Annotated in this window: 5 protein-coding genes, 6 tRNA genes and 11 rRNA genes; 1 reads left to right on the forward strand and 21 read right to left on the reverse strand. The window is 46.1% G+C overall.

Features of this window, described 5'->3' with window-relative positions; all coding sequences use genetic code 11:
• Positions 1 to 135: 135 nt before the first annotated feature.
• Together parE and Q6344_14045 are read right to left on the reverse strand one after the other, a co-directional pair.
• Complete coding sequence (gene parE / locus Q6344_14040; GenBank protein ID WLG13693.1) at positions 136 to 2,022, reverse strand: DNA topoisomerase IV subunit B; 1,887 nt, start codon at positions 2,020 to 2,022, stop codon at positions 136 to 138.
• A gap of 116 nt (positions 2,023 to 2,138) precedes the next feature.
• Complete coding sequence (locus tag Q6344_14045; protein ID WLG13694.1) at positions 2,139 to 2,780, reverse strand: YqiA/YcfP family alpha/beta fold hydrolase; 642 nt, start codon at positions 2,778 to 2,780, stop codon at positions 2,139 to 2,141.
• 188 nt (positions 2,781 to 2,968) lie between these two features.
• On the opposite strand from Q6344_14045, the gene Q6344_14050 reads away from it, so the two are divergent.
• Positions 2,969 to 3,229, forward strand: coding sequence for a DUF1289 domain-containing protein (locus tag Q6344_14050; protein WLG13695.1), 261 nt, complete (start codon positions 2,969 to 2,971; stop codon positions 3,227 to 3,229).
• A gap of 29 nt (positions 3,230 to 3,258) precedes the next feature.
• Here Q6344_14050 and Q6344_14055 read toward each other — a convergent pair whose 3' ends face one another.
• The 19 genes from Q6344_14055 to Q6344_14145 all read right to left on the reverse strand — a co-directional run bounded on the left by Q6344_14055 (position 3,259) and on the right by Q6344_14145 (position 26,408).
• A complete protein-coding gene (locus Q6344_14055) occupies positions 3,259 to 4,005 on the reverse strand; it encodes a hypothetical protein (GenBank protein ID WLG13696.1) in 747 nt (248 codons plus the stop codon).
• A gap of 80 nt (positions 4,006 to 4,085) precedes the next feature.
• Positions 4,086 to 4,745 (reverse strand): hypothetical protein, encoded by a 660-nt coding sequence (locus Q6344_14060; GenBank protein ID WLG13697.1) that lies wholly within the window; start codon positions 4,743 to 4,745, stop codon positions 4,086 to 4,088.
• Positions 4,746 to 4,936: 191 nt separating this feature from the next.
• A 5S ribosomal RNA gene (gene rrf / locus Q6344_14065) occupies positions 4,937 to 5,051 on the reverse strand.
• A 185-nt stretch (positions 5,052 to 5,236) separates the two neighbouring features.
• A 23S ribosomal RNA gene (locus tag Q6344_14070) occupies positions 5,237 to 8,099 on the reverse strand.
• 346 nt (positions 8,100 to 8,445) lie between these two features.
• Positions 8,446 to 8,521, reverse strand: a tRNA-Ala gene (locus Q6344_14075).
• A 9-nt stretch (positions 8,522 to 8,530) separates the two neighbouring features.
• Positions 8,531 to 8,607, reverse strand: a tRNA-Ile gene (locus Q6344_14080).
• A 75-nt stretch (positions 8,608 to 8,682) separates the two neighbouring features.
• Positions 8,683 to 10,221, reverse strand: a 16S ribosomal RNA gene (locus Q6344_14085).
• A gap of 833 nt (positions 10,222 to 11,054) precedes the next feature.
• Positions 11,055 to 11,169 (reverse strand): 5S ribosomal RNA (gene rrf, locus Q6344_14090).
• 187 nt (positions 11,170 to 11,356) lie between these two features.
• A 23S ribosomal RNA gene (locus Q6344_14095) occupies positions 11,357 to 14,219 on the reverse strand.
• 346 nt (positions 14,220 to 14,565) lie between these two features.
• Positions 14,566 to 14,641, reverse strand: a tRNA-Ala gene (locus Q6344_14100).
• A gap of 9 nt (positions 14,642 to 14,650) precedes the next feature.
• Positions 14,651 to 14,727 (reverse strand) — tRNA-Ile (locus Q6344_14105).
• A gap of 75 nt (positions 14,728 to 14,802) precedes the next feature.
• A 16S ribosomal RNA gene (locus Q6344_14110) occupies positions 14,803 to 16,341 on the reverse strand.
• Between the two features lie 752 nt (positions 16,342 to 17,093).
• Positions 17,094 to 17,208, reverse strand: a 5S ribosomal RNA gene (gene rrf / locus Q6344_14115).
• A 185-nt stretch (positions 17,209 to 17,393) separates the two neighbouring features.
• Positions 17,394 to 20,256, reverse strand: a 23S ribosomal RNA gene (locus Q6344_14120).
• 346 nt (positions 20,257 to 20,602) lie between these two features.
• Positions 20,603 to 20,678: transfer RNA gene (locus Q6344_14125), tRNA-Ala, on the reverse strand.
• A gap of 9 nt (positions 20,679 to 20,687) precedes the next feature.
• Positions 20,688 to 20,764: transfer RNA gene (locus Q6344_14130), tRNA-Ile, on the reverse strand.
• A 75-nt stretch (positions 20,765 to 20,839) separates the two neighbouring features.
• Positions 20,840 to 22,378, reverse strand: a 16S ribosomal RNA gene (locus tag Q6344_14135).
• An 865-nt stretch (positions 22,379 to 23,243) separates the two neighbouring features.
• Positions 23,244 to 23,358 (reverse strand): 5S ribosomal RNA (gene rrf, locus Q6344_14140).
• A gap of 187 nt (positions 23,359 to 23,545) precedes the next feature.
• Positions 23,546 to 26,408, reverse strand: a 23S ribosomal RNA gene (locus tag Q6344_14145).
• The 16S, 23S and 5S rRNA genes sit together here with 6 tRNA genes alongside, the layout of an rRNA operon.
• Positions 26,409 to 26,485 lie beyond the last annotated feature (77 nt).

Here is a 26,485-nt window from a genome sequence, read left to right on the forward strand (position 1 = left end):
ATAAAAGATACCTACATAATAACATTAAGCTTATACAACTAAATTGAATTTTATAGGCTTTTATTGCTTGCCAGCTTACCGGTTTATAAACTTATATAAATATATAGCTATTGATGGACATATCCATCAAGCCCATTAGGATATGTCAGCCAAATTGCCTTTATTCTCAAGCCAAACCTTGCGATCAGCAGCACGTTTTTTAGCCAGCAGCATATCCATCACGCTATTGGTCAGCACCATGTCATCCATATCTAGCTGAACTAAACGCCGAGTATCACGGTTCATGGTCGTCTCACGTAACTGCTCTGCACTCATTTCACCCAAGCCTTTAAAACGGGTAATCTGCGCTTTTTTATTGCCCGTCACATTGGCCAAAATGTGCTGAAGCTCAGGCTCATCTAACGCATAATGCACCTCTTTGCCCACATCCACGCGATACAATGGCGGCATGGCGACAAATAAATGACCCGCATCCACCAAGGCAGGAAAATGCTTCACAAATAAGGCGCAAATCAGCGTGGCGATATGCAGACCATCAGAATCCGCATCCGCTAAGATACAGACTTTGTCATAACGCAGCTCAGACAGATCGTCAGATGCAGGATCGACACCGATAGCAATAGCGATATCATGAATCTCTTGACTCGATAACACCGTATCTGATGACACCTCCCACGTATTTAGAATTTTCCCACGCAAAGGTAAAATCGCCTGATAGTGGCGATCGCGTGCTTGCTTAGCACTACCGCCCGCAGAATCCCCTTCTACTAAAAACAGCTCAGCACCATCACGCAAATCACCACGACAGTCTGCCAACTTACCCGGCAATGCAGGACCTTGCGTGATTTTCTTACGGGCGACTTTTTTGGCAGACTTGAGACGACGTCCAGCTTTATTAATCGCCAGCTCTGCGATTTGAGTACCCATATCGGCATGCTGATTTAACCACAGACTAAAGGCATCTTTTGCCAATGTCTGTACTGCCCCAGCAGCTTCGCGGCTAGATAAGCGCTCTTTGGTTTGACCTGAAAACTGCGGTTCAGAAAATTTAAGCGACAGAATATAGTTCACCCCATCCCAGACATCTTCTGCCGTTAACTTGACACTCCGTGGTAGCAAATTATGAATATCGCAAAACTCACGTAAGGCCTCTAAGATACCAGTACGCAGTCCATTGACGTGCGTACCGCCCTGAGCCGTCGGGATAAGGTTCACATAGCTTTCTTGAATCGGCGTGCCACCATCAGGTAACCAAGACAAGGCAAAGGTAATAGCAGCACGTTCGCCCGCTTTCGCATCGTAATTATAATAAAACGGTGCTTCAGGTAAGGTTTCTAAACCATCCAACTGTTCGCTTAGATATTCGACCACTCCGTCAGTAAACTGCCAAACCACCTTTTCATTATTAATATCATCAACAAATTCAATCGTCAGCCCAGCTGCCAATACCGCTTTGGCTTTTAGATTGTGCTTGAGCTGTTTTACATTAAATTTAGGCGTATCAAAAAAGCGACCATCTGCCCAAAAATGCACTCTGGTACCACGTTTGCGTTTGTTTGAGCTGATTGCTTCAGTCAACGGCGTAACTGGTGCGCCATTTTCAAACGCCATATCAAACTGTGTACTATCACGCCATACCGTCACCTCAACACGTGTTGATAACGCATTGACGACAGAGATACCCACACCATGCAGACCGCCTGACACTTCATAATTAGAAGTCGAAAACTTCCCACCAGCATGTAAGCGAGTTAAAATCAGCTCAATGCCCGATTGATTGAATTCAGGATGAATATCAGTCGGCATACCACGCCCGTCATCTTCGACAGACAACGAGCCATCACTATGCAGTTGCACCTTGATGGTTTTAGCATAACCCGCCAATGCCTCATCGACTGAGTTATCGATAACTTCTTGCGCCAAATGGTTTGGGCGGGTGGTGTCGGTATACATACCTGGACGACGACGTACTGGCTCAAGCCCTTCTAAAACTTCTAACGATTGCGCATTATATTGACTCACAAATGCATCCTTAACGATTCATGTCTGATTAATTCTATTCAACCATTATAACCAAAAATAGCGACGTTAAGGTTAATAGTCCATCGCTCACGTCATATAATGTCGCCTGTTTAGACTCATACTAAATCTTGTAGCATATTTATCACCATCGGCAACTGCTCACCAAAGTCACTAAACCGATGATCGCCACCCGCTTGTAAAATAACCGTACTCCCTTGCTGTTGATAAAAGGCTTTAGACAATTCAGGATTTAATAACTCATCGCCTTCTTTGATAAATACAGCAATTTTTTTAGGATAATGAATTTCTGATAACTGATGATCTGCAAACCATTGCAAATCCGCAGAAGTAATATCCCAACCGCCAGTAGTCGTATAGAGAATTTGATTCTTTGGCAATTCATCTTCGCCTTGACCTTCATTACTATCATTATTTAAAAGTAAGTCATGAGCAAAGCGCTGTAATGTCACATGTGGCTGAGTACTAGGATTTAATAGTAAAGCCGCACAGCCTGTATGGTTGCTCACCAAGGTAGAAAAATAGCCACCCAATGAGCTACCAACGAATACAACTTTTGAGTCGCTGCCCCATTCCTCAACTAGACTTATCAGTTTATCGAACACGTCTTGTGGCGATTTATTCAAATCGGGACGCAGTACATTGATATCAGGATGATGATGCTGGCAGTATTTTTCTAATAGCATTCCCTTGGTAGAGTTCGCATCACTGTCCAGTCCATGGATATAAATCAAGTTCACGTATCATCTCACTTATTAATTTTGTTATGATTATCTTATATAGGCTAGTGACGCTAAGCATAGCACCCGCTAAACAAAAATAATAACAATAAAACGGCACACCATTAGTCAGTATTTGCGACATAATAATATTGTCATAATAGTTTTATGCAAGTCAAAGGAATGACGATAATAGCAATGGAGTCGCCATGAACCAACAGTTTGAGCTGTTTGAGATTGCCAATCCATGTATTGGTCTTTGCCAAAGCAATAAAAAAGGCTATTGCTTTGGTTGCCTGCGCAGTCGAACGGAGCGCCAGCGATGGCATGATATGACGACAGAGCAGCAACGCGAGGTGCTACGGCTTATCGCAGGACGTAAGCTGCGTATCCAGCAGATGCGGCAGCTTAAGAATCAGCAATTGGGGTTTGATTTTGAAGAAAACGTTGAGATGGGTGAGTTGTTTTAAAAATATTTAAGGCAATTGGATTTTTTTAACTATTTTTTTTCTTCGATTTCTACTGACTGTCCAACATAGTATGCAGATTCCCAGAAAATAGCATCCCCACTAGGATATCCTTTTTTATGATCCATAAGACTTTCAGTCTGTGATTCAAAGATAGTAAATCTATATTTTCTAGATACATTGGCTCTTGGAGTATTTGTTTCTATAACAATCTCCAAAAGGTAATCACCTGAAAACCATTTAAAATTACTTTCTAATAGATTATAAAACGGTTCAACTACTTCAGATGGAGCCTCTACGCGATTCTTTTCTCCAGACTCATCTATTCGACGTGAGATTTCGTTCTTAAGTTTAATTTCTGCTTCTCGGTATAGTTTTTCATCATTTCTATCAAAGTAATTGAGAAAACTTACCAAATGACTCCATTCGGTTTGAGGTTTTAAATCAAAACTTGTTAGTAATACCAGTTGATTATCTTTTTGATTTGCAACATAAGTTTGAGCAGGTAAAGACATAACTTTTTTGTTATCCCTTAGTATAACTGCATTCATCTTTTTTACACGGACAACTCGTCCGCCAATATTGCGTAATATAAGATGGATTTGTAGGTTAGGATTACCAACTTTATGCGTAATAAATATTCTAGAATACACTTCCAAATCTAGTTTAGCTCTACGTAGAAGAATATGGATAGGTGGCATTTGAGAAAGTATCAAGGCTAAAAGAGCAAAAAAAGCAGACCAAAATTTCCAATCTGTAATAATGTGATTAAAAGTCATTGTATAAGTATCTCTGCTAGTAAGTTTGATGCCTAAATTAAAAAAACTTTACACGATAAAATTTTTATGAAAAAACACACTTAAGAAGTGTCACGTAGCACTTTATATCCACGGATACCGTTACGATGTAAATAATTAAGAAGTGACTTTTCAGCTTCTTCGCGCGCATCTTGAAGTCTTCGAGTCAGTTCGTCATCAAGATCCTTAGATGGATACATTATTTTCTGCGCGTTAATTATTGCTAGTGACTCAGGTGAGGCAACGTATCTCTCATCATGTATTAGTTCTAAATAAGCAAGCACACGATTTAATGATTCACCTATCAAGTGATCGAATGGTAAAAATCCCTCATATACTTTAGATCCAACTAATACCCTCAAATCAAGCTTAGCTGAACTATAACTCTCTTTAGCATCAACAAATTTATCTATGCGTATGTTATATGCTTTACTTTCGCTTTTACTCCAACGCTCTATTTCTGTAGAGTGAAGAATATCTTCTTGAGTGAAGTGAAGTTTTTCACTTATATATATGGGATTCCGTAAACTAATAGCAGATTTAGACAGAAGATGACTTTCTCTGACAAGTTTTTTCGTTGCTATATATACTTCTTTGCCGACAAGATCTCTTTTCCAAGCTCTTATTCCATAAACCCCTATACTAATTGCAAATAAAGCAGCTAACCCAAGCAATACTTCTTTAAATAATGTTATCCATGCAATAAGTTCTGGACTAGGCATTTCCTTTACCCTTGTAGAAAACTGATTATTACTCAAAGTCTAAACTTTAGCAGACTTTAATATAAAAATGATTATATTGACTTAATAAATTTGGTGTAATGGACAAAATTCAGGCTACTTGAGTGATTTTAAACCCACGCAAAGAAAATCCCCCGCCTAGATAACTAGTCGGGGGATAATCAGGAATAGAGAGCTGACGATGACCTACTCTCACATGGGCGAACCCACACTACCATTGGCGCAATGATGTTTCACTTCTGAGTTCGGGAAGGGATCAGGTGGTGCCATCATGCTATTGTCGTCAGCAAAGGGGGTTAGATATGAGTCTGATGTTGTTATTATTGACTTCAAATGTTACTTTTTAGTCGACCAACAGTAACCTAACTGAATCAAGGTTAAAGGTGATATCGAAATATTCTCTCGTTTCTATAAGCTTTCGCTTATACAAGATAGATTAATTAGAGCTTTCATACAAACCACTTGGGTGTTGTATGGTCAAGCCAAACGAGCAATTAGTACAGGTTAGCTACATGCATCGCTGCACTTCCACACCCTGCCTATCAACGTCGTAGTCTTCAACGGCTCTTTAGGGAAATCTAATCTTGAGGTGGGCTTCCCGCTTAGATGCTTTCAGCGGTTATCCCATCCGAACGTAGCTACCGGGCAATGCCACTGGCGTGACAACCCGAACACCAGAGGTTCGTCCACTCTGGTCCTCTCGTACTAGGAGCAGATCCTCTCAAATTTCCAACGCCCACGGTAGATAGGGACCGAACTGTCTCACGACGTTCTAAACCCAGCTCGCGTACCTCTTTAAATGGCGAACAGCCATACCCTTAGGACCTGCTTCAGCCCTAGGATGAGATGAGCCGACATCGAGGTGCCAAACACCGCCGTCGATATGAACTCTTGGGCGGTATCAGCCTGTTATCCCCAGAGTACCTTTTATCCGTTGAGCGATGGCCCTTCCATACAGAACCACCGGATCACTAAGACCTACTTTCGTACCTGCTCGACTTGTGGGTCTCGCAGTTAAGCGCGCTTTTGCCTTTATACTCTACGACCGATTTCCGACCGGTCTGAGCGCACCTTCGTACTCCTCCGTTACTCTTTAGGAGGAGACCGCCCCAGTCAAACTACCCACCATACATTGTCCTCGGTATTGTTATACCTGAGTTAGAACCCCAACATGACCAGGGTGGTATTTCAAGATTGGCTCCACCGAGACTAGCGTCTCGGCTTCAAAGCCTCCCACCTATCCTGCACAAGTCAGGTCAAAGTTCAATGTAAAGCTGTAGTAAAGGTTCACGGGGTCTTTCCGTCTAGCCGCGGGTACACAGCATCTTCACTGCGATTTCGATTTCACTGAGTCTCTGCTGGAGACAGCGCTGCCATCATTATGTCATTCGTGCAGGTCGGAACTTACCCGACAAGGAATTTCGCTACCTTAGGACCGTTATAGTTACGGCCGCCGTTTACTGGGGCTTCGATCAAGAGCTTCGCTTACGCTAACCCCATCAATTAACCTTCCAGCACCGGGCAGACATCACACCCTATACGTCCACTTTCGTGTTTGCAGAGTGCTGTGTTTTTAATAAACAGTTGCAGCAGCCTGGTATCTGCGACTGCCAACAGCTCAAGGAGCGTGTCCTATCACCATCAGCAGCGTACCTTCTCCCGAAGTTACGGTACCATTTTGCCTAGTTCCTTCAGCAGAGTTCTCTCAAGCGCCTTGGTATTCTCTACCTGATCACCTGTGTCGGTTTAGGGTACGATTCGTTTATAACTATTGCTTAGAAGCTTTTCCTGGAAGCATGGTATTTGCCACTTCACTGTACAAGTACAGCTTGCTATCAGATCTCAGCCATATAACAACCCGGATTTACCTAAGTTGTAAGCCTACATCCTTTCACCTGGACAACCAACGCCAGGCTGACATAACCTTCTCCGTCCCTCCATCGCATTATAAACAAGTATCGGAATATTAACCGATTTCCCATCGACTACGCCTTTCGGCCTCGCCTTAGGGGTCGACTCACCCAGCCCCGATTAACGTTGGACTGGAACCCTTGATCTTCCGGCGTGCGAGCTTTTCACTCGCATTATCGTTACTCACGTCAGCATTCGCTCTTGTGATACCTCCAGCATGCCTTACGACACACCTTCACAGGCTTACACAACGCTCCCCTACCACTTGAAAACAAATTCAAATCCGCAGCTTCGGCTCCTAGTTTGAGCCCCGTTACATCTTCCGCGCGGGCCGACTCGACTAGTGAGCTATTACGCTTTCTTTAAAGGATGGCTGCTTCTAAGCCAACCTCCTAGCTGTCTATGCCTTCCCACCTCGTTTCCCACTTAACTAGGAATTTGGGGCCTTAGCTGGCGGTCTGGGTTGTTTCCCTCTCCACAATGGACGTTAGCACCCACTGTGTGTCTCCCGGATATCACTCATCGGTATTCGGAGTTTGCATCGGTTTGGTAAGTCGGTATGACCCCCTAGCCGAAACAGTGCTCTACCCCCAATGGTGTTCGTCCGAGGCGCTACCTAAATAGCTTTCGGGGAGAACCAGCTATCACCGAGTTTGATTAGCCTTTCACCCCTATCCACAAGTCATCCCCTGGCTTTTCAACGACAGTGGGTTCGGTCCTCCGGTGCCTGTTACGGCACTTTCAACCTGCTCATGGATAGATCACTCGGTTTCGGGTCTATACCCTGCAACTATGGCGCCCTATTAAGACTCGGTTTCCCTACGGCTCCCCTAAACGGTTAACCTTGCTACAGAATATAAGTCGCTGACCCATTATACAAAAGGTACGCGGTCACCCTAATAAATTAAGGCTCCCACTGCTTGTACGCACACGGTTTCAGGTTCTATTTCACTCCCCTCACAGGGGTTCTTTTCGCCTTTCCCTCACGGTACTGGTTCACTATCGGTCAGTCAGGAGTATTTAGCCTTGGAGGATGGTCCCCCCATCTTCAAACAGGATTTCTCGTGCCCCGCTCTACTTAATATGTTAACGCTAATGTTTCGAATACAGGACTATCACCTACTACGGTCAGCTTTCCCACGCTGTTCTTCTACATTAGCATTAATCGGCTTCTCCCCGTTCGCTCGCCGCTACTAGGGGAATCTCATTTGATGTCTATTCCTAAGGGTACTGAGATGTTTCACTTCCCCTCGTTCGCTTCTTGTACAAGTACAAGATACCTACCTTATGGTAGGTGGGTTTCCCCATTCAGAAATCTCCGGATCACAGGATATTGCCGCCTCCCCGAAGCTTATCGCAGGCTGTCACGTCTTTCATCGCCTCTGACTGCCAAGGCATCCACCATGTGCGCTTCATTACTTGACCATACAACCCCAAGTAGTCTAACTTATAAATAAGTGTTGACTTCAAAGTGTCATAAGATCTAATTATGATAACGATATCACCTATGTTTATACGCTTGATTCAGTTCTCTTTACTTTTTTTAGTAATCAACCCCTGGGATAACAACTGATGTCGTTAAGAGGTTGATTACTAAGGTTAAGAAGTGCGCGTGAACACGCTCTTCCTAACCCAGACTCATATCTATGTTTTTAAATAGTCTCTATGCTCTCGTCGAGTCACAGATTCTGTATAAAACAGAAAGAAGTAATCAGTTAAAATCACTTGTTTCTATTTATACTATTAGCACTTAAAGCTTATTCGTCTATAGTGGTGGAGCCAAACGGAGTCGAACCGTTGACCTCCTGCGTGCAAGGCAGGCGCTCTACCAACTGAGCTATGGCCCCATTATAAAATGGTGGGTCTAAGTGGACTTGAACCACTGACCCCCGCGTTATCAACACGGTGCTCTAACCAGCTGAGCTACAGACCCAATTACGCTTGTTAAAACGTAAGCTTAAACTAAAGAACAACTTGTTGTGAATTCTTGCTGACCGAATGCCATCTATAAGGAGGTGATCCAGCCGCAGGTTCCCCTACGGCTACCTTGTTACGACTTCACCCCAGTCATCAACCACACCGTGGTGAACGCTCCCCCGAAGGTTAAGCTATCCACTTCTGGTGCAATCAACTCCCATGGTGTGACGGGCGGTGTGTACAAGGCCCGGGAACGTATTCACCGCGGCATTCTGATCCGCGATTACTAGCGATTCCTACTTCATGGAGTCGAGTTGCAGACTCCAATCTGGACTACGATAGGCTTTTTGAGATTCGCATCACATCGCTGTGTAGCTGCCCTCTGTACCTACCATTGTAGCACGTGTGTAGCCCTGGTCGTAAGGGCCATGATGACTTGACGTCGTCCCCGCCTTCCTCCAGTTTGTCACTGGCAGTATCCTTAGAGTTCCCGGCTTAACCCGCTGGTAACTAAGGACAAGGGTTGCGCTCGTTGCGGGACTTAACCCAACATCTCACGACACGAGCTGACGACAGCCATGCAGCACCTGTATTCTAATTCCCGAAGGCACTCCCGCATCTCTGCAGGATTCTAGATATGTCAAGACCAGGTAAGGTTCTTCGCGTTGCATCGAATTAAACCACATGCTCCACCGCTTGTGCGGGCCCCCGTCAATTCATTTGAGTTTTAACCTTGCGGCCGTACTCCCCAGGCGGTCTACTTATTGCGTTAGCTGCGTCACTAAGTCCTCAAGGGACCCAACGACTAGTAGACATCGTTTACGGCGTGGACTACCAGGGTATCTAATCCTGTTTGCTACCCACGCTTTCGAGCCTCAGTGTCAGTATTATGCCAGAAGGCTGCCTTCGCCATCGGTATTCCTCCAGATCTCTACGCATTTCACCGCTACACCTGGAATTCTACCTTCCTCTCACATACTCTAGCTCTACAGTTTCAGATGCAGTTCCCAGGTTAAGCCCGGGGATTTCACATCTGACTTATAGAGCCACCTACGCTCCCTTTACGCCCAGTAATTCCGATTAACGCTTGCACCCTCTGTATTACCGCGGCTGCTGGCACAGAGTTAGCCGGTGCTTATTCTGCAGCTAATGTCATCGTCCATGGGTATTAACCATGGAGTCTTCTTCACTGCTTAAAGTGCTTTACAACCAAAAGGCCTTCTTCACACACGCGGCATGGCTGGATCAGGGTTTCCCCCATTGTCCAATATTCCCCACTGCTGCCTCCCGTAGGAGTCCGGGCCGTGTCTCAGTCCCGGTGTGGCTGATCATCCTCTCAGACCAGCTACAGATCGTCGCCATGGTAGGCCTTTACCCCACCATCTAGCTAATCCGACTTAGGCTCATCTAATAGCGAGAGCAGTAAACTGCCCCCTTTCTCCCGTAGGTCGTATGCGGTATTAATACGAGTTTCCCCGTGCTATCCCCCACTACTAGGTAGATTCCTAAGTATTACTCACCCGTCCGCCGCTCGTCAGCGAGAAGCAAGCTTCTCCTGTTACCGCTCGACTTGCATGTGTTAAGCCTGCCGCCAGCGTTCAATCTGAGCCATGATCAAACTCTTCAGTTTAATCTTGCTATGAAGCTCTTTAAAGAAGCTTCTAAACTTGGCTCATCTAATCTGGCAAAATCGCTAAAAATTATGTTCGTAATGAATTAACTTTGAGTTTTTCTGCTGTCTTAAATGATAATTTTTATAGTTAGAATGAACTCCGAAAAGGAGTTAAAACCAACTTTATTTTTTAGCATTCTGAATCAGCAAAAATCCACACAAGTTGTTCTTTAGTTATGCTTTTAAATAGTGCTCAATCACTGTCGTCCAGTAACTGATATATAGGGTAATTCTATTGCTATTTAGCCTTAATCCCTTACGGGTCAAGCTATCTAGCGAGCCGACTATCTTATCATAATGATTTGATTTGTCAAGCTTTTTTATGTTTTGTCTTAGCTTGGTAATCTAAGTAATAAGTTGGTTAACTTACTGCTTAGCTTCCTTTGCTGTGGGGCGTATTATATAGAGTTTAAGAGCCATGTCAATTGCTTTATCAGAGGTTTTTAGGTTTATTTGATAAGACTTTTAATTGTGTATAGTTTTCAATGGGTTAGAGGAAAATAGGGATTCGATGTATTTGGGTCTAAACGCTAGAAATACCTGTAGATCTTATATTGAGTTGGCATTCGATGAGTTAATGACTTCTTTAAACCTAAAAAACACTTTAAATAGCCTGAAATAAAGCTTATCTAATCAGCTTCGTTAGTAATCATCGTTAAGAAATAGATCCAAATCAGTCTCCGGTCGCTTTTATTTACTGGGAGACTCCGAACCAAGCCTATTTTCTCAAACCGCGCGCAAAGTAAAACCCCCTTCTGCTTATGCAGAAGGGGGTTTTACTTTGAATAGAGAGCTGACGATGACCTACTCTCACATGGGCGAACCCACACTACCATTGGCGCAATGATGTTTCACTTCTGAGTTCGGGAAGGGATCAGGTGGTGCCATCATGCTATTGTCGTCAGCAAAGGGGGTTAGATATGAGTCTGTTATTTTTATTGTTTGACGTCAAGTATTAGCTTGTTGTCGATCAACTTGTAACCTAACTGAATCAAGGTTAAAGGTGATATCGAAATATTCTCTCGTTTCTATAAGCTTTCGCTTATACAAGATAGATTAATTAGAGCTTTCATACAAACCACTTGGGTGTTGTATGGTCAAGCCAAACGAGCAATTAGTACAGGTTAGCTACATGCATCGCTGCACTTCCACACCCTGCCTATCAACGTCGTAGTCTTCAACGGCTCTTTAGGGAAATCTAATCTTGAGGTGGGCTTCCCGCTTAGATGCTTTCAGCGGTTATCCCATCCGAACGTAGCTACCGGGCAATGCCACTGGCGTGACAACCCGAACACCAGAGGTTCGTCCACTCTGGTCCTCTCGTACTAGGAGCAGATCCTCTCAAATTTCCAACGCCCACGGTAGATAGGGACCGAACTGTCTCACGACGTTCTAAACCCAGCTCGCGTACCTCTTTAAATGGCGAACAGCCATACCCTTAGGACCTGCTTCAGCCCTAGGATGAGATGAGCCGACATCGAGGTGCCAAACACCGCCGTCGATATGAACTCTTGGGCGGTATCAGCCTGTTATCCCCAGAGTACCTTTTATCCGTTGAGCGATGGCCCTTCCATACAGAACCACCGGATCACTAAGACCTACTTTCGTACCTGCTCGACTTGTGGGTCTCGCAGTTAAGCGCGCTTTTGCCTTTATACTCTACGACCGATTTCCGACCGGTCTGAGCGCACCTTCGTACTCCTCCGTTACTCTTTAGGAGGAGACCGCCCCAGTCAAACTACCCACCATACATTGTCCTCGGTATTGTTATACCTGAGTTAGAACCCCAACATGACCAGGGTGGTATTTCAAGATTGGCTCCACCGAGACTAGCGTCTCGGCTTCAAAGCCTCCCACCTATCCTGCACAAGTCAGGTCAAAGTTCAATGTAAAGCTGTAGTAAAGGTTCACGGGGTCTTTCCGTCTAGCCGCGGGTACACAGCATCTTCACTGCGATTTCGATTTCACTGAGTCTCTGCTGGAGACAGCGCTGCCATCATTATGTCATTCGTGCAGGTCGGAACTTACCCGACAAGGAATTTCGCTACCTTAGGACCGTTATAGTTACGGCCGCCGTTTACTGGGGCTTCGATCAAGAGCTTCGCTTACGCTAACCCCATCAATTAACCTTCCAGCACCGGGCAGACATCACACCCTATACGTCCACTTTCGTGTTTGCAGAGTGCTGTGTTTTTAATAAACAGTTGCAGCAGCCTGGTATCTGCGACTGCCAACAGCTCAAGGAGCGTGTCCTATCACCATCAGCAGCGTACCTTCTCCCGAAGTTACGGTACCATTTTGCCTAGTTCCTTCAGCAGAGTTCTCTCAAGCGCCTTGGTATTCTCTACCTGATCACCTGTGTCGGTTTAGGGTACGATTCGTTTATAACTATTGCTTAGAAGCTTTTCCTGGAAGCATGGTATTTGCCACTTCACTGTACAAGTACAGCTTGCTATCAGATCTCAGCCATATAACAACCCGGATTTACCTAAGTTGTAAGCCTACATCCTTTCACCTGGACAACCAACGCCAGGCTGACATAACCTTCTCCGTCCCTCCATCGCATTATAAACAAGTATCGGAATATTAACCGATTTCCCATCGACTACGCCTTTCGGCCTCGCCTTAGGGGTCGACTCACCCAGCCCCGATTAACGTTGGACTGGAACCCTTGATCTTCCGGCGTGCGAGCTTTTCACTCGCATTATCGTTACTCACGTCAGCATTCGCTCTTGTGATACCTCCAGCATGCCTTACGACACACCTTCACAGGCTTACACAACGCTCCCCTACCACTTGAAAACAAATTCAAATCCGCAGCTTCGGCTCCTAGTTTGAGCCCCGTTACATCTTCCGCGCGGGCCGACTCGACTAGTGAGCTATTACGCTTTCTTTAAAGGATGGCTGCTTCTAAGCCAACCTCCTAGCTGTCTATGCCTTCCCACCTCGTTTCCCACTTAACTAGGAATTTGGGGCCTTAGCTGGCGGTCTGGGTTGTTTCCCTCTCCACAATGGACGTTAGCACCCACTGTGTGTCTCCCGGATATCACTCATCGGTATTCGGAGTTTGCATCGGTTTGGTAAGTCGGTATGACCCCCTAGCCGAAACAGTGCTCTACCCCCAATGGTGTTCGTCCGAGGCGCTACCTAAATAGCTTTCGGGGAGAACCAGCTATCACCGAGTTTGATTAGCCTTTCACCCCTATCCACAAGTCATCCCCTGGCTTTTCAACGACAGTGGGTTCGGTCCTCCGGTGCCTGTTACGGCACTTTCAACCTGCTCATGGATAGATCACTCGGTTTCGGGTCTATACCCTGCAACTATGGCGCCCTATTAAGACTCGGTTTCCCTACGGCTCCCCTAAACGGTTAACCTTGCTACAGAATATAAGTCGCTGACCCATTATACAAAAGGTACGCGGTCACCCTAATAAATTAAGGCTCCCACTGCTTGTACGCACACGGTTTCAGGTTCTATTTCACTCCCCTCACAGGGGTTCTTTTCGCCTTTCCCTCACGGTACTGGTTCACTATCGGTCAGTCAGGAGTATTTAGCCTTGGAGGATGGTCCCCCCATCTTCAAACAGGATTTCTCGTGCCCCGCTCTACTTAATATGTTAACGCTAATGTTTCGAATACAGGACTATCACCTACTACGGTCAGCTTTCCCACGCTGTTCTTCTACATTAGCATTAATCGGCTTCTCCCCGTTCGCTCGCCGCTACTAGGGGAATCTCATTTGATGTCTATTCCTAAGGGTACTGAGATGTTTCACTTCCCCTCGTTCGCTTCTTGTACAAGTACAAGATACCTACCTTATGGTAGGTGGGTTTCCCCATTCAGAAATCTCCGGATCACAGGATATTGCCGCCTCCCCGAAGCTTATCGCAGGCTGTCACGTCTTTCATCGCCTCTGACTGCCAAGGCATCCACCATGTGCGCTTCATTACTTGACCATACAACCCCAAGTAGTCTAACTTATAAATAAGTGTTGACTTCAAAGTGTCATAAGATCTAATTATGATAACGATATCACCTATGTTTATACGCTTGATTCAGTTCTCTTTACTTTTTTTAGTAATCAACCCCTGGGATAACAACTGATGTCGTTAAGAGGTTGATTACTAAGGTTAAGAAGTGCGCGTGAACACGCTCTTCCTAACCCAGACTCATATCTATGTTTTTAAATAGTCTCTATGCTCTCGTCGAGTCACAGATTCTGTATAAAACAGAAAGAAGTAATCAGTTAAAATCACTTGTTTCTATTTATACTATTAGCACTTAAAGCTTATTCGTCTATAGTGGTGGAGCCAAACGGAGTCGAACCGTTGACCTCCTGCGTGCAAGGCAGGCGCTCTACCAACTGAGCTATGGCCCCATTATAAAATGGTGGGTCTAAGTGGACTTGAACCACTGACCCCCGCGTTATCAACACGGTGCTCTAACCAGCTGAGCTACAGACCCAATTACGCTTGTTAAAACGTAAGCTTAAACTAAAGAACAACTTGTTGTGAATTCTTGCTGACCGAATGCCATCTATAAGGAGGTGATCCAGCCGCAGGTTCCCCTACGGCTACCTTGTTACGACTTCACCCCAGTCATCAACCACACCGTGGTGAACGCTCCCCCGAAGGTTAAGCTATCCACTTCTGGTGCAATCAACTCCCATGGTGTGACGGGCGGTGTGTACAAGGCCCGGGAACGTATTCACCGCGGCATTCTGATCCGCGATTACTAGCGATTCCTACTTCATGGAGTCGAGTTGCAGACTCCAATCTGGACTACGATAGGCTTTTTGAGATTCGCATCACATCGCTGTGTAGCTGCCCTCTGTACCTACCATTGTAGCACGTGTGTAGCCCTGGTCGTAAGGGCCATGATGACTTGACGTCGTCCCCGCCTTCCTCCAGTTTGTCACTGGCAGTATCCTTAGAGTTCCCGGCTTAACCCGCTGGTAACTAAGGACAAGGGTTGCGCTCGTTGCGGGACTTAACCCAACATCTCACGACACGAGCTGACGACAGCCATGCAGCACCTGTATTCTAATTCCCGAAGGCACTCCCGCATCTCTGCAGGATTCTAGATATGTCAAGACCAGGTAAGGTTCTTCGCGTTGCATCGAATTAAACCACATGCTCCACCGCTTGTGCGGGCCCCCGTCAATTCATTTGAGTTTTAACCTTGCGGCCGTACTCCCCAGGCGGTCTACTTATTGCGTTAGCTGCGTCACTAAGTCCTCAAGGGACCCAACGACTAGTAGACATCGTTTACGGCGTGGACTACCAGGGTATCTAATCCTGTTTGCTACCCACGCTTTCGAGCCTCAGTGTCAGTATTATGCCAGAAGGCTGCCTTCGCCATCGGTATTCCTCCAGATCTCTACGCATTTCACCGCTACACCTGGAATTCTACCTTCCTCTCACATACTCTAGCTCTACAGTTTCAGATGCAGTTCCCAGGTTAAGCCCGGGGATTTCACATCTGACTTATAGAGCCACCTACGCTCCCTTTACGCCCAGTAATTCCGATTAACGCTTGCACCCTCTGTATTACCGCGGCTGCTGGCACAGAGTTAGCCGGTGCTTATTCTGCAGCTAATGTCATCGTCCATGGGTATTAACCATGGAGTCTTCTTCACTGCTTAAAGTGCTTTACAACCAAAAGGCCTTCTTCACACACGCGGCATGGCTGGATCAGGGTTTCCCCCATTGTCCAATATTCCCCACTGCTGCCTCCCGTAGGAGTCCGGGCCGTGTCTCAGTCCCGGTGTGGCTGATCATCCTCTCAGACCAGCTACAGATCGTCGCCATGGTAGGCCTTTACCCCACCATCTAGCTAATCCGACTTAGGCTCATCTAATAGCGAGAGCAGTAAACTGCCCCCTTTCTCCCGTAGGTCGTATGCGGTATTAATACGAGTTTCCCCGTGCTATCCCCCACTACTAGGTAGATTCCTAAGTATTACTCACCCGTCCGCCGCTCGTCAGCGAGAAGCAAGCTTCTCCTGTTACCGCTCGACTTGCATGTGTTAAGCCTGCCGCCAGCGTTCAATCTGAGCCATGATCAAACTCTTCAGTTTAATCTTGCTATGAAGCTCTTTAAAGAAGCTTCTAAACTTGGCTCATCTAATCTGGCAAAATCGCTAAAAATTATGTTCGTAATGAATTAACTTTGAGTTTTTCTGCTGTCTTAAATGATAATTTTTATAGTTAGAATGAACTCCGAAAAGGAGTTAAAACCAACTTTATTTTTTAGCATTCTGAATCAGCAAAAATCCACACAAGTTGTTCTTTAGTTATGCTTTTAAATAGTGTCACGCTACTGTCGTCCAGTAGATGATTATATAGGGTATTTCTCTTTGCTATTCAGTCTAAGTTAATAACTTATCCTATCTAGCGAGCCGACTATCATATCATGATGATTTGGTTTGTCAAGCTTTTTTATGTTTTGTCTTAGCTTGGTAATCTAAGTAATAAGTTGGTTAACTTACTGCTTAGCTTCCTTTGCTGTGGGGCGTATTATATAGATTCTGACGAGAGTGTCAACCGCTTTATCAGAGGTTTTTAGGTTTATTTGATAAGACTTTTAATTGTGTATGGTTTTCAATGGGTTAGAGGGGATATTTGTTTTCATGGATTTGGCACTGAATACTAGAAACCTATTAAATAGGTAAAGATTCTAGAGAACGACATCAAAATACCCTCTATTTTCTAACTTCTCGAATCAATTGGGAAACTAATATAGTTTTACCAACACTAACTAAATCTCAACCCGCACGCAAAGAAAACCCCCTTCTGCATAAGCAGAAGGGGGTTTATCTTTAGAATAGAGAGCTGACGATGACCTACTCTCACATGGGCGAACCCACACTACCATTGGCGCAATGATGTTTCACTTCTGAGTTCGGGAAGGGATCAGGTGGTGCCATCATGCTATTGTCGTCAGCAAAGGGGGTTAGATATGAGTCTGATGTTGTTATTATTGACTTCAAATGTTACTTTTTAGTCGACCAACAGTAACCTAACTGAATCAAGGTTAAAGGTGATATCGAAATATTCTCTCGTTTCTATAAGCTTTCGCTTATACAAGATAGATTAATTAGAGCTTTCATACAAACCACTTGGGTGTTGTATGGTCAAGCCAAACGAGCAATTAGTACAGGTTAGCTACATGCATCGCTGCACTTCCACACCCTGCCTATCAACGTCGTAGTCTTCAACGGCTCTTTAGGGAAATCTAATCTTGAGGTGGGCTTCCCGCTTAGATGCTTTCAGCGGTTATCCCATCCGAACGTAGCTACCGGGCAATGCCACTGGCGTGACAACCCGAACACCAGAGGTTCGTCCACTCTGGTCCTCTCGTACTAGGAGCAGATCCTCTCAAATTTCCAACGCCCACGGTAGATAGGGACCGAACTGTCTCACGACGTTCTAAACCCAGCTCGCGTACCTCTTTAAATGGCGAACAGCCATACCCTTAGGACCTGCTTCAGCCCTAGGATGAGATGAGCCGACATCGAGGTGCCAAACACCGCCGTCGATATGAACTCTTGGGCGGTATCAGCCTGTTATCCCCAGAGTACCTTTTATCCGTTGAGCGATGGCCCTTCCATACAGAACCACCGGATCACTAAGACCTACTTTCGTACCTGCTCGACTTGTGGGTCTCGCAGTTAAGCGCGCTTTTGCCTTTATACTCTACGACCGATTTCCGACCGGTCTGAGCGCACCTTCGTACTCCTCCGTTACTCTTTAGGAGGAGACCGCCCCAGTCAAACTACCCACCATACATTGTCCTCGGTATTGTTATACCTGAGTTAGAACCCCAACATGACCAGGGTGGTATTTCAAGATTGGCTCCACCGAGACTAGCGTCTCGGCTTCAAAGCCTCCCACCTATCCTGCACAAGTCAGGTCAAAGTTCAATGTAAAGCTGTAGTAAAGGTTCACGGGGTCTTTCCGTCTAGCCGCGGGTACACAGCATCTTCACTGCGATTTCGATTTCACTGAGTCTCTGCTGGAGACAGCGCTGCCATCATTATGTCATTCGTGCAGGTCGGAACTTACCCGACAAGGAATTTCGCTACCTTAGGACCGTTATAGTTACGGCCGCCGTTTACTGGGGCTTCGATCAAGAGCTTCGCTTACGCTAACCCCATCAATTAACCTTCCAGCACCGGGCAGACATCACACCCTATACGTCCACTTTCGTGTTTGCAGAGTGCTGTGTTTTTAATAAACAGTTGCAGCAGCCTGGTATCTGCGACTGCCAACAGCTCAAGGAGCGTGTCCTATCACCATCAGCAGCGTACCTTCTCCCGAAGTTACGGTACCATTTTGCCTAGTTCCTTCAGCAGAGTTCTCTCAAGCGCCTTGGTATTCTCTACCTGATCACCTGTGTCGGTTTAGGGTACGATTCGTTTATAACTATTGCTTAGAAGCTTTTCCTGGAAGCATGGTATTTGCCACTTCACTGTACAAGTACAGCTTGCTATCAGATCTCAGCCATATAACAACCCGGATTTACCTAAGTTGTAAGCCTACATCCTTTCACCTGGACAACCAACGCCAGGCTGACATAACCTTCTCCGTCCCTCCATCGCATTATAAACAAGTATCGGAATATTAACCGATTTCCCATCGACTACGCCTTTCGGCCTCGCCTTAGGGGTCGACTCACCCAGCCCCGATTAACGTTGGACTGGAACCCTTGATCTTCCGGCGTGCGAGCTTTTCACTCGCATTATCGTTACTCACGTCAGCATTCGCTCTTGTGATACCTCCAGCATGCCTTACGACACACCTTCACAGGCTTACACAACGCTCCCCTACCACTTGAAAACAAATTCAAATCCGCAGCTTCGGCTCCTAGTTTGAGCCCCGTTACATCTTCCGCGCGGGCCGACTCGACTAGTGAGCTATTACGCTTTCTTTAAAGGATGGCTGCTTCTAAGCCAACCTCCTAGCTGTCTATGCCTTCCCACCTCGTTTCCCACTTAACTAGGAATTTGGGGCCTTAGCTGGCGGTCTGGGTTGTTTCCCTCTCCACAATGGACGTTAGCACCCACTGTGTGTCTCCCGGATATCACTCATCGGTATTCGGAGTTTGCATCGGTTTGGTAAGTCGGTATGACCCCCTAGCCGAAACAGTGCTCTACCCCCAATGGTGTTCGTCCGAGGCGCTACCTAAATAGCTTTCGGGGAGAACCAGCTATCACCGAGTTTGATTAGCCTTTCACCCCTATCCACAAGTCATCCCCTGGCTTTTCAACGACAGTGGGTTCGGTCCTCCGGTGCCTGTTACGGCACTTTCAACCTGCTCATGGATAGATCACTCGGTTTCGGGTCTATACCCTGCAACTATGGCGCCCTATTAAGACTCGGTTTCCCTACGGCTCCCCTAAACGGTTAACCTTGCTACAGAATATAAGTCGCTGACCCATTATACAAAAGGTACGCGGTCACCCTAATAAATTAAGGCTCCCACTGCTTGTACGCACACGGTTTCAGGTTCTATTTCACTCCCCTCACAGGGGTTCTTTTCGCCTTTCCCTCACGGTACTGGTTCACTATCGGTCAGTCAGGAGTATTTAGCCTTGGAGGATGGTCCCCCCATCTTCAAACAGGATTTCTCGTGCCCCGCTCTACTTAATATGTTAACGCTAATGTTTCGAATACAGGACTATCACCTACTACGGTCAGCTTTCCCACGCTGTTCTTCTACATTAGCATTAATCGGCTTCTCCCCGTTCGCTCGCCGCTACTAGGGGAATCTCATTTGATGTCTATTCCTAAGGGTACTGAGATGTTTCACTTCCCCTCGTTCGCTTCTTGTACAAGTACAAGATACCTACCTTATGGTAGGTGGGTTTCCCCATTCAGAAATCTCCGGATCACAGGATATTGCCGCCTCCCCGAAGCTTATCGCAGGCTGTCACGTCTTTCATCGCCTCTGACTGCCAAGGCATCCACCATGTGCGCTTCATTACTTGACCATACAACCCCAAGTAGTCTAACTTATAAATAAGTGTTGACTTCAAAGTGTCATAAGATCTAATTATGATAACGATATCACCTATGTTTATACGCTTGATTCAGTTCTCTTTACTTTTTTTAGTAATCAACCCCTGGGATAACAACTGATGTCGTTAAGAGGTTGATTACTAAGGTTAAGAAGTGCGCGTGAACACGCTCTTCCTAACCCAGACTCATATCTATGTTTTTAAATAGTCTCTATGCTCTCGTCGAGTCACAGATTCTGTATAAAACAGAAAGAAGTAATCAGTTAAAATCACTTGTTTCTATTTATACTATTAGCACTTAAAGCTTATTCGTCTATAGTGGTGGAGCCAAACGGAGTCGAACCGTTGACCTCCTGCGTGCAAGGCAGGCGCTCTACCAACTGAGCTATGGCCCCATTATAAAATGGTGGGTCTAAGTGGACTTGAACCACTGACCCCCGCGTTATCAACACGGTGCTCTAACCAGCTGAGCTACAGACCCAATTACGCTTGTTAAAACGTAAGCTTAAACTAAAGAACAACTTGTTGTGAATTCTTGCTGACCGAATGCCATCTATAAGGAGGTGATCCAGCCGCAGGTTCCCCTACGGCTACCTTGTTACGACTTCACCCCAGTCATCAACCACACCGTGGTGAACGCTCCCCCGAAGGTTAAGCTATCCACTTCTGGTGCAATCAACTCCCATGGTGTGACGGGCGGTGTGTACAAGGCCCGGGAACGTATTCACCGCGGCATTCTGATCCGCGATTACTAGCGATTCCTACTTCATGGAGTCGAGTTGCAGACTCCAATCTGGACTACGATAGGCTTTTTGAGATTCGCATCACATCGCTGTGTAGCTGCCCTCTGTACCTACCATTGTAGCACGTGTGTAGCCCTGGTCGTAAGGGCCATGATGACTTGACGTCGTCCCCGCCTTCCTCCAGTTTGTCACTGGCAGTATCCTTAGAGTTCCCGGCTTAACCCGCTGGTAACTAAGGACAAGGGTTGCGCTCGTTGCGGGACTTAACCCAACATCTCACGACACGAGCTGACGACAGCCATGCAGCACCTGTATTCTAATTCCCGAAGGCACTCCCGCATCTCTGCAGGATTCTAGATATGTCAAGACCAGGTAAGGTTCTTCGCGTTGCATCGAATTAAACCACATGCTCCACCGCTTGTGCGGGCCCCCGTCAATTCATTTGAGTTTTAACCTTGCGGCCGTACTCCCCAGGCGGTCTACTTATTGCGTTAGCTGCGTCACTAAGTCCTCAAGGGACCCAACGACTAGTAGACATCGTTTACGGCGTGGACTACCAGGGTATCTAATCCTGTTTGCTACCCACGCTTTCGAGCCTCAGTGTCAGTATTATGCCAGAAGGCTGCCTTCGCCATCGGTATTCCTCCAGATCTCTACGCATTTCACCGCTACACCTGGAATTCTACCTTCCTCTCACATACTCTAGCTCTACAGTTTCAGATGCAGTTCCCAGGTTAAGCCCGGGGATTTCACATCTGACTTATAGAGCCACCTACGCTCCCTTTACGCCCAGTAATTCCGATTAACGCTTGCACCCTCTGTATTACCGCGGCTGCTGGCACAGAGTTAGCCGGTGCTTATTCTGCAGCTAATGTCATCGTCCATGGGTATTAACCATGGAGTCTTCTTCACTGCTTAAAGTGCTTTACAACCAAAAGGCCTTCTTCACACACGCGGCATGGCTGGATCAGGGTTTCCCCCATTGTCCAATATTCCCCACTGCTGCCTCCCGTAGGAGTCCGGGCCGTGTCTCAGTCCCGGTGTGGCTGATCATCCTCTCAGACCAGCTACAGATCGTCGCCATGGTAGGCCTTTACCCCACCATCTAGCTAATCCGACTTAGGCTCATCTAATAGCGAGAGCAGTAAACTGCCCCCTTTCTCCCGTAGGTCGTATGCGGTATTAATACGAGTTTCCCCGTGCTATCCCCCACTACTAGGTAGATTCCTAAGTATTACTCACCCGTCCGCCGCTCGTCAGCGAGAAGCAAGCTTCTCCTGTTACCGCTCGACTTGCATGTGTTAAGCCTGCCGCCAGCGTTCAATCTGAGCCATGATCAAACTCTTCAGTTTAATCTTGCTATGAAGCTCTTTAAAGAAGCTTCTAAACTTGGCTCATCTAATCTGGCAAAATCGCTAAAAATTATGTTCGTAATGAATTAACTTTGAGTTTTTCTGCTGTCTTAAATGATAATTTTTATAGTTAGAATGAACTCCGAAAAGGAGTTAAAACCAACTTTATTTTTTAGCATTCTGAATCAGCAAAAATCCACACAAGTTGTTCTTTAGTTATGCTTTTAAATAGTGCTCAATCACTGTCGTCCAGTAACTGATATATAGGGTAATTCTATTGCTATTTAGCCTTAATCCCTTACGGGTCAAGCTATCTAGCGAGCCGACTATCTTATCATAATGATTTGATTTGTCAAGCTTTTTTATGTTTTGTCTTAGCTTGGTAATCTAAGTAATAAGTTGGTTAACTTACTGCTTAGCTTCCTTTGCTGTGGGGCGTATTATATAGATTCTGACGAGAGTGTCAACCGCTTTATCAGAGGTTTTTAGGTTTATTTGATAAGACTTTTAATAATGTATAGTTTTCAATGGGTTAGAGAAAAATAGGGATTCGATGTATTTGGGTTTAAACGCTGGAAATACCTGTAGATGTTGTATTAAGCTGACGTTAGATGGGTTAATTGCTTATTTGAAGCTAAATATTATTCTTAATATTCTAAAATAAGGCTTATTTAATTCACTGACAGGGTAATGATTGTTAAAAAATAGGTCCAAATCAGTCTCTAATCTCTAAGTCATCTATCAGGAAACTCGAATTCTAGCTGATTTTTTAAACCCGCATTGGCATTTTTTATCTTGGCACTTTTTTGTAGGCAAAGAAAATCCCCCGCCTAGATAACTAGTCGGGGGATAATCAGGAATAGAGAGCTGACGATGACCTACTCTCACATGGGCGAACCCACACTACCATTGGCGCAATGATGTTTCACTTCTGAGTTCGGGAAGGGATCAGGTGGTGCCATCATGCTATTGTCGTCAGCAAAGGGGGTTAGATATGAGTCTGTTATTTTTATTGTTTGACGTCAAGTATTAGCTTGTTGTCGATCAACTTGTAACCTAACTGAATCAAGGTTAAAGGTGATATCGAAATATTCTCTCGTTTCTATAAGCTTTCGCTTATACAAGATAGATTAATTAGAGCTTTCATACAAACCACTTGGGTGTTGTATGGTCAAGCCAAACGAGCAATTAGTACAGGTTAGCTACATGCATCGCTGCACTTCCACACCCTGCCTATCAACGTCGTAGTCTTCAACGGCTCTTTAGGGAAATCTAATCTTGAGGTGGGCTTCCCGCTTAGATGCTTTCAGCGGTTATCCCATCCGAACGTAGCTACCGGGCAATGCCACTGGCGTGACAACCCGAACACCAGAGGTTCGTCCACTCTGGTCCTCTCGTACTAGGAGCAGATCCTCTCAAATTTCCAACGCCCACGGTAGATAGGGACCGAACTGTCTCACGACGTTCTAAACCCAGCTCGCGTACCTCTTTAAATGGCGAACAGCCATACCCTTAGGACCTGCTTCAGCCCTAGGATGAGATGAGCCGACATCGAGGTGCCAAACACCGCCGTCGATATGAACTCTTGGGCGGTATCAGCCTGTTATCCCCAGAGTACCTTTTATCCGTTGAGCGATGGCCCTTCCATACAGAACCACCGGATCACTAAGACCTACTTTCGTACCTGCTCGACTTGTGGGTCTCGCAGTTAAGCGCGCTTTTGCCTTTATACTCTACGACCGATTTCCGACCGGTCTGAGCGCACCTTCGTACTCCTCCGTTACTCTTTAGGAGGAGACCGCCCCAGTCAAACTACCCACCATACATTGTCCTCGGTATTGTTATACCTGAGTTAGAACCCCAACATGACCAGGGTGGTATTTCAAGATTGGCTCCACCGAGACTAGCGTCTCGGCTTCAAAGCCTCCCACCTATCCTGCACAAGTCAGGTCAAAGTTCAATGTAAAGCTGTAGTAAAGGTTCACGGGGTCTTTCCGTCTAGCCGCGGGTACACAGCATCTTCACTGCGATTTCGATTTCACTGAGTCTCTGCTGGAGACAGCGCTGCCATCATTATGTCATTCGTGCAGGTCGGAACTTACCCGACAAGGAATTTCGCTACCTTAGGACCGTTATAGTTACGGCCGCCGTTTACTGGGGCTTCGATCAAGAGCTTCGCTTACGCTAACCCCATCAATTAACCTTCCAGCACCGGGCAGACATCACACCCTATACGTCCACTTTCGTGTTTGCAGAGTGCTGTGTTTTTAATAAACAGTTGCAGCAGCCTGGTATCTGCGACTGCCAACAGCTCAAGGAGCGTGTCCTATCACCATCAGCAGCGTACCTTCTCCCGAAGTTACGGTACCATTTTGCCTAGTTCCTTCAGCAGAGTTCTCTCAAGCGCCTTGGTATTCTCTACCTGATCACCTGTGTCGGTTTAGGGTACGATTCGTTTATAACTATTGCTTAGAAGCTTTTCCTGGAAGCATGGTATTTGCCACTTCACTGTACAAGTACAGCTTGCTATCAGATCTCAGCCATATAACAACCCGGATTTACCTAAGTTGTAAGCCTACATCCTTTCACCTGGACAACCAACGCCAGGCTGACATAACCTTCTCCGTCCCTCCATCGCATTATAAACAAGTATCGGAATATTAACCGATTTCCCATCGACTACGCCTTTCGGCCTCGCCTTAGGGGTCGACTCACCCAGCCCCGATTAACGTTGGACTGGAACCCTTGATCTTCCGGCGTGCGAGCTTTTCACTCGCATTATCGTTACTCACGTCAGCATTCGCTCTTGTGATACCTCCAGCATGCCTTACGACACACCTTCACAGGCTTACACAACGCTCCCCTACCACTTGAAAACAAATTCAAATCCGCAGCTTCGGCTCCTAGTTTGAGCCCCGTTACATCTTCCGCGCGGGCCGACTCGACTAGTGAGCTATTACGCTTTCTTTAAAGGATGGCTGCTTCTAAGCCAACCTCCTAGCTGTCTATGCCTTCCCACCTCGTTTCCCACTTAACTAGGAATTTGGGGCCTTAGCTGGCGGTCTGGGTTGTTTCCCTCTCCACAATGGACGTTAGCACCCACTGTGTGTCTCCCGGATATCACTCATCGGTATTCGGAGTTTGCATCGGTTTGGTAAGTCGGTATGACCCCCTAGCCGAAACAGTGCTCTACCCCCAATGGTGTTCGTCCGAGGCGCTACCTAAATAGCTTTCGGGGAGAACCAGCTATCACCGAGTTTGATTAGCCTTTCACCCCTATCCACAAGTCATCCCCTGGCTTTTCAACGACAGTGGGTTCGGTCCTCCGGTGCCTGTTACGGCACTTTCAACCTGCTCATGGATAGATCACTCGGTTTCGGGTCTATACCCTGCAACTATGGCGCCCTATTAAGACTCGGTTTCCCTACGGCTCCCCTAAACGGTTAACCTTGCTACAGAATATAAGTCGCTGACCCATTATACAAAAGGTACGCGGTCACCCTAATAAATTAAGGCTCCCACTGCTTGTACGCACACGGTTTCAGGTTCTATTTCACTCCCCTCACAGGGGTTCTTTTCGCCTTTCCCTCACGGTACTGGTTCACTATCGGTCAGTCAGGAGTATTTAGCCTTGGAGGATGGTCCCCCCATCTTCAAACAGGATTTCTCGTGCCCCGCTCTACTTAATATGTTAACGCTAATGTTTCGAATACAGGACTATCACCTACTACGGTCAGCTTTCCCACGCTGTTCTTCTACATTAGCATTAATCGGCTTCTCCCCGTTCGCTCGCCGCTACTAGGGGAATCTCATTTGATGTCTATTCCTAAGGGTACTGAGATGTTTCACTTCCCCTCGTTCGCTTCTTGTACAAGTACAAGATACCTACCTTATGGTAGGTGGGTTTCCCCATTCAGAAATCTCCGGATCACAGGATATTGCCGCCTCCCCGAAGCTTATCGCAGGCTGTCACGTCTTTCATCGCCTCTGACTGCCAAGGCATCCACCATGTGCGCTTCATTACTTGACCATACAACCCCAAGTAGTCTAACTTATAAATAAGTGTTGACTTCAAAGTGTCATAAGATCTAATTATGATAACGATAT

This window comes from Psychrobacter cibarius (assembly GCA_030686115.1).
GTDB classification, from domain to species: domain Bacteria; phylum Pseudomonadota; class Gammaproteobacteria; order Pseudomonadales; family Moraxellaceae; genus Psychrobacter; species Psychrobacter cibarius_C.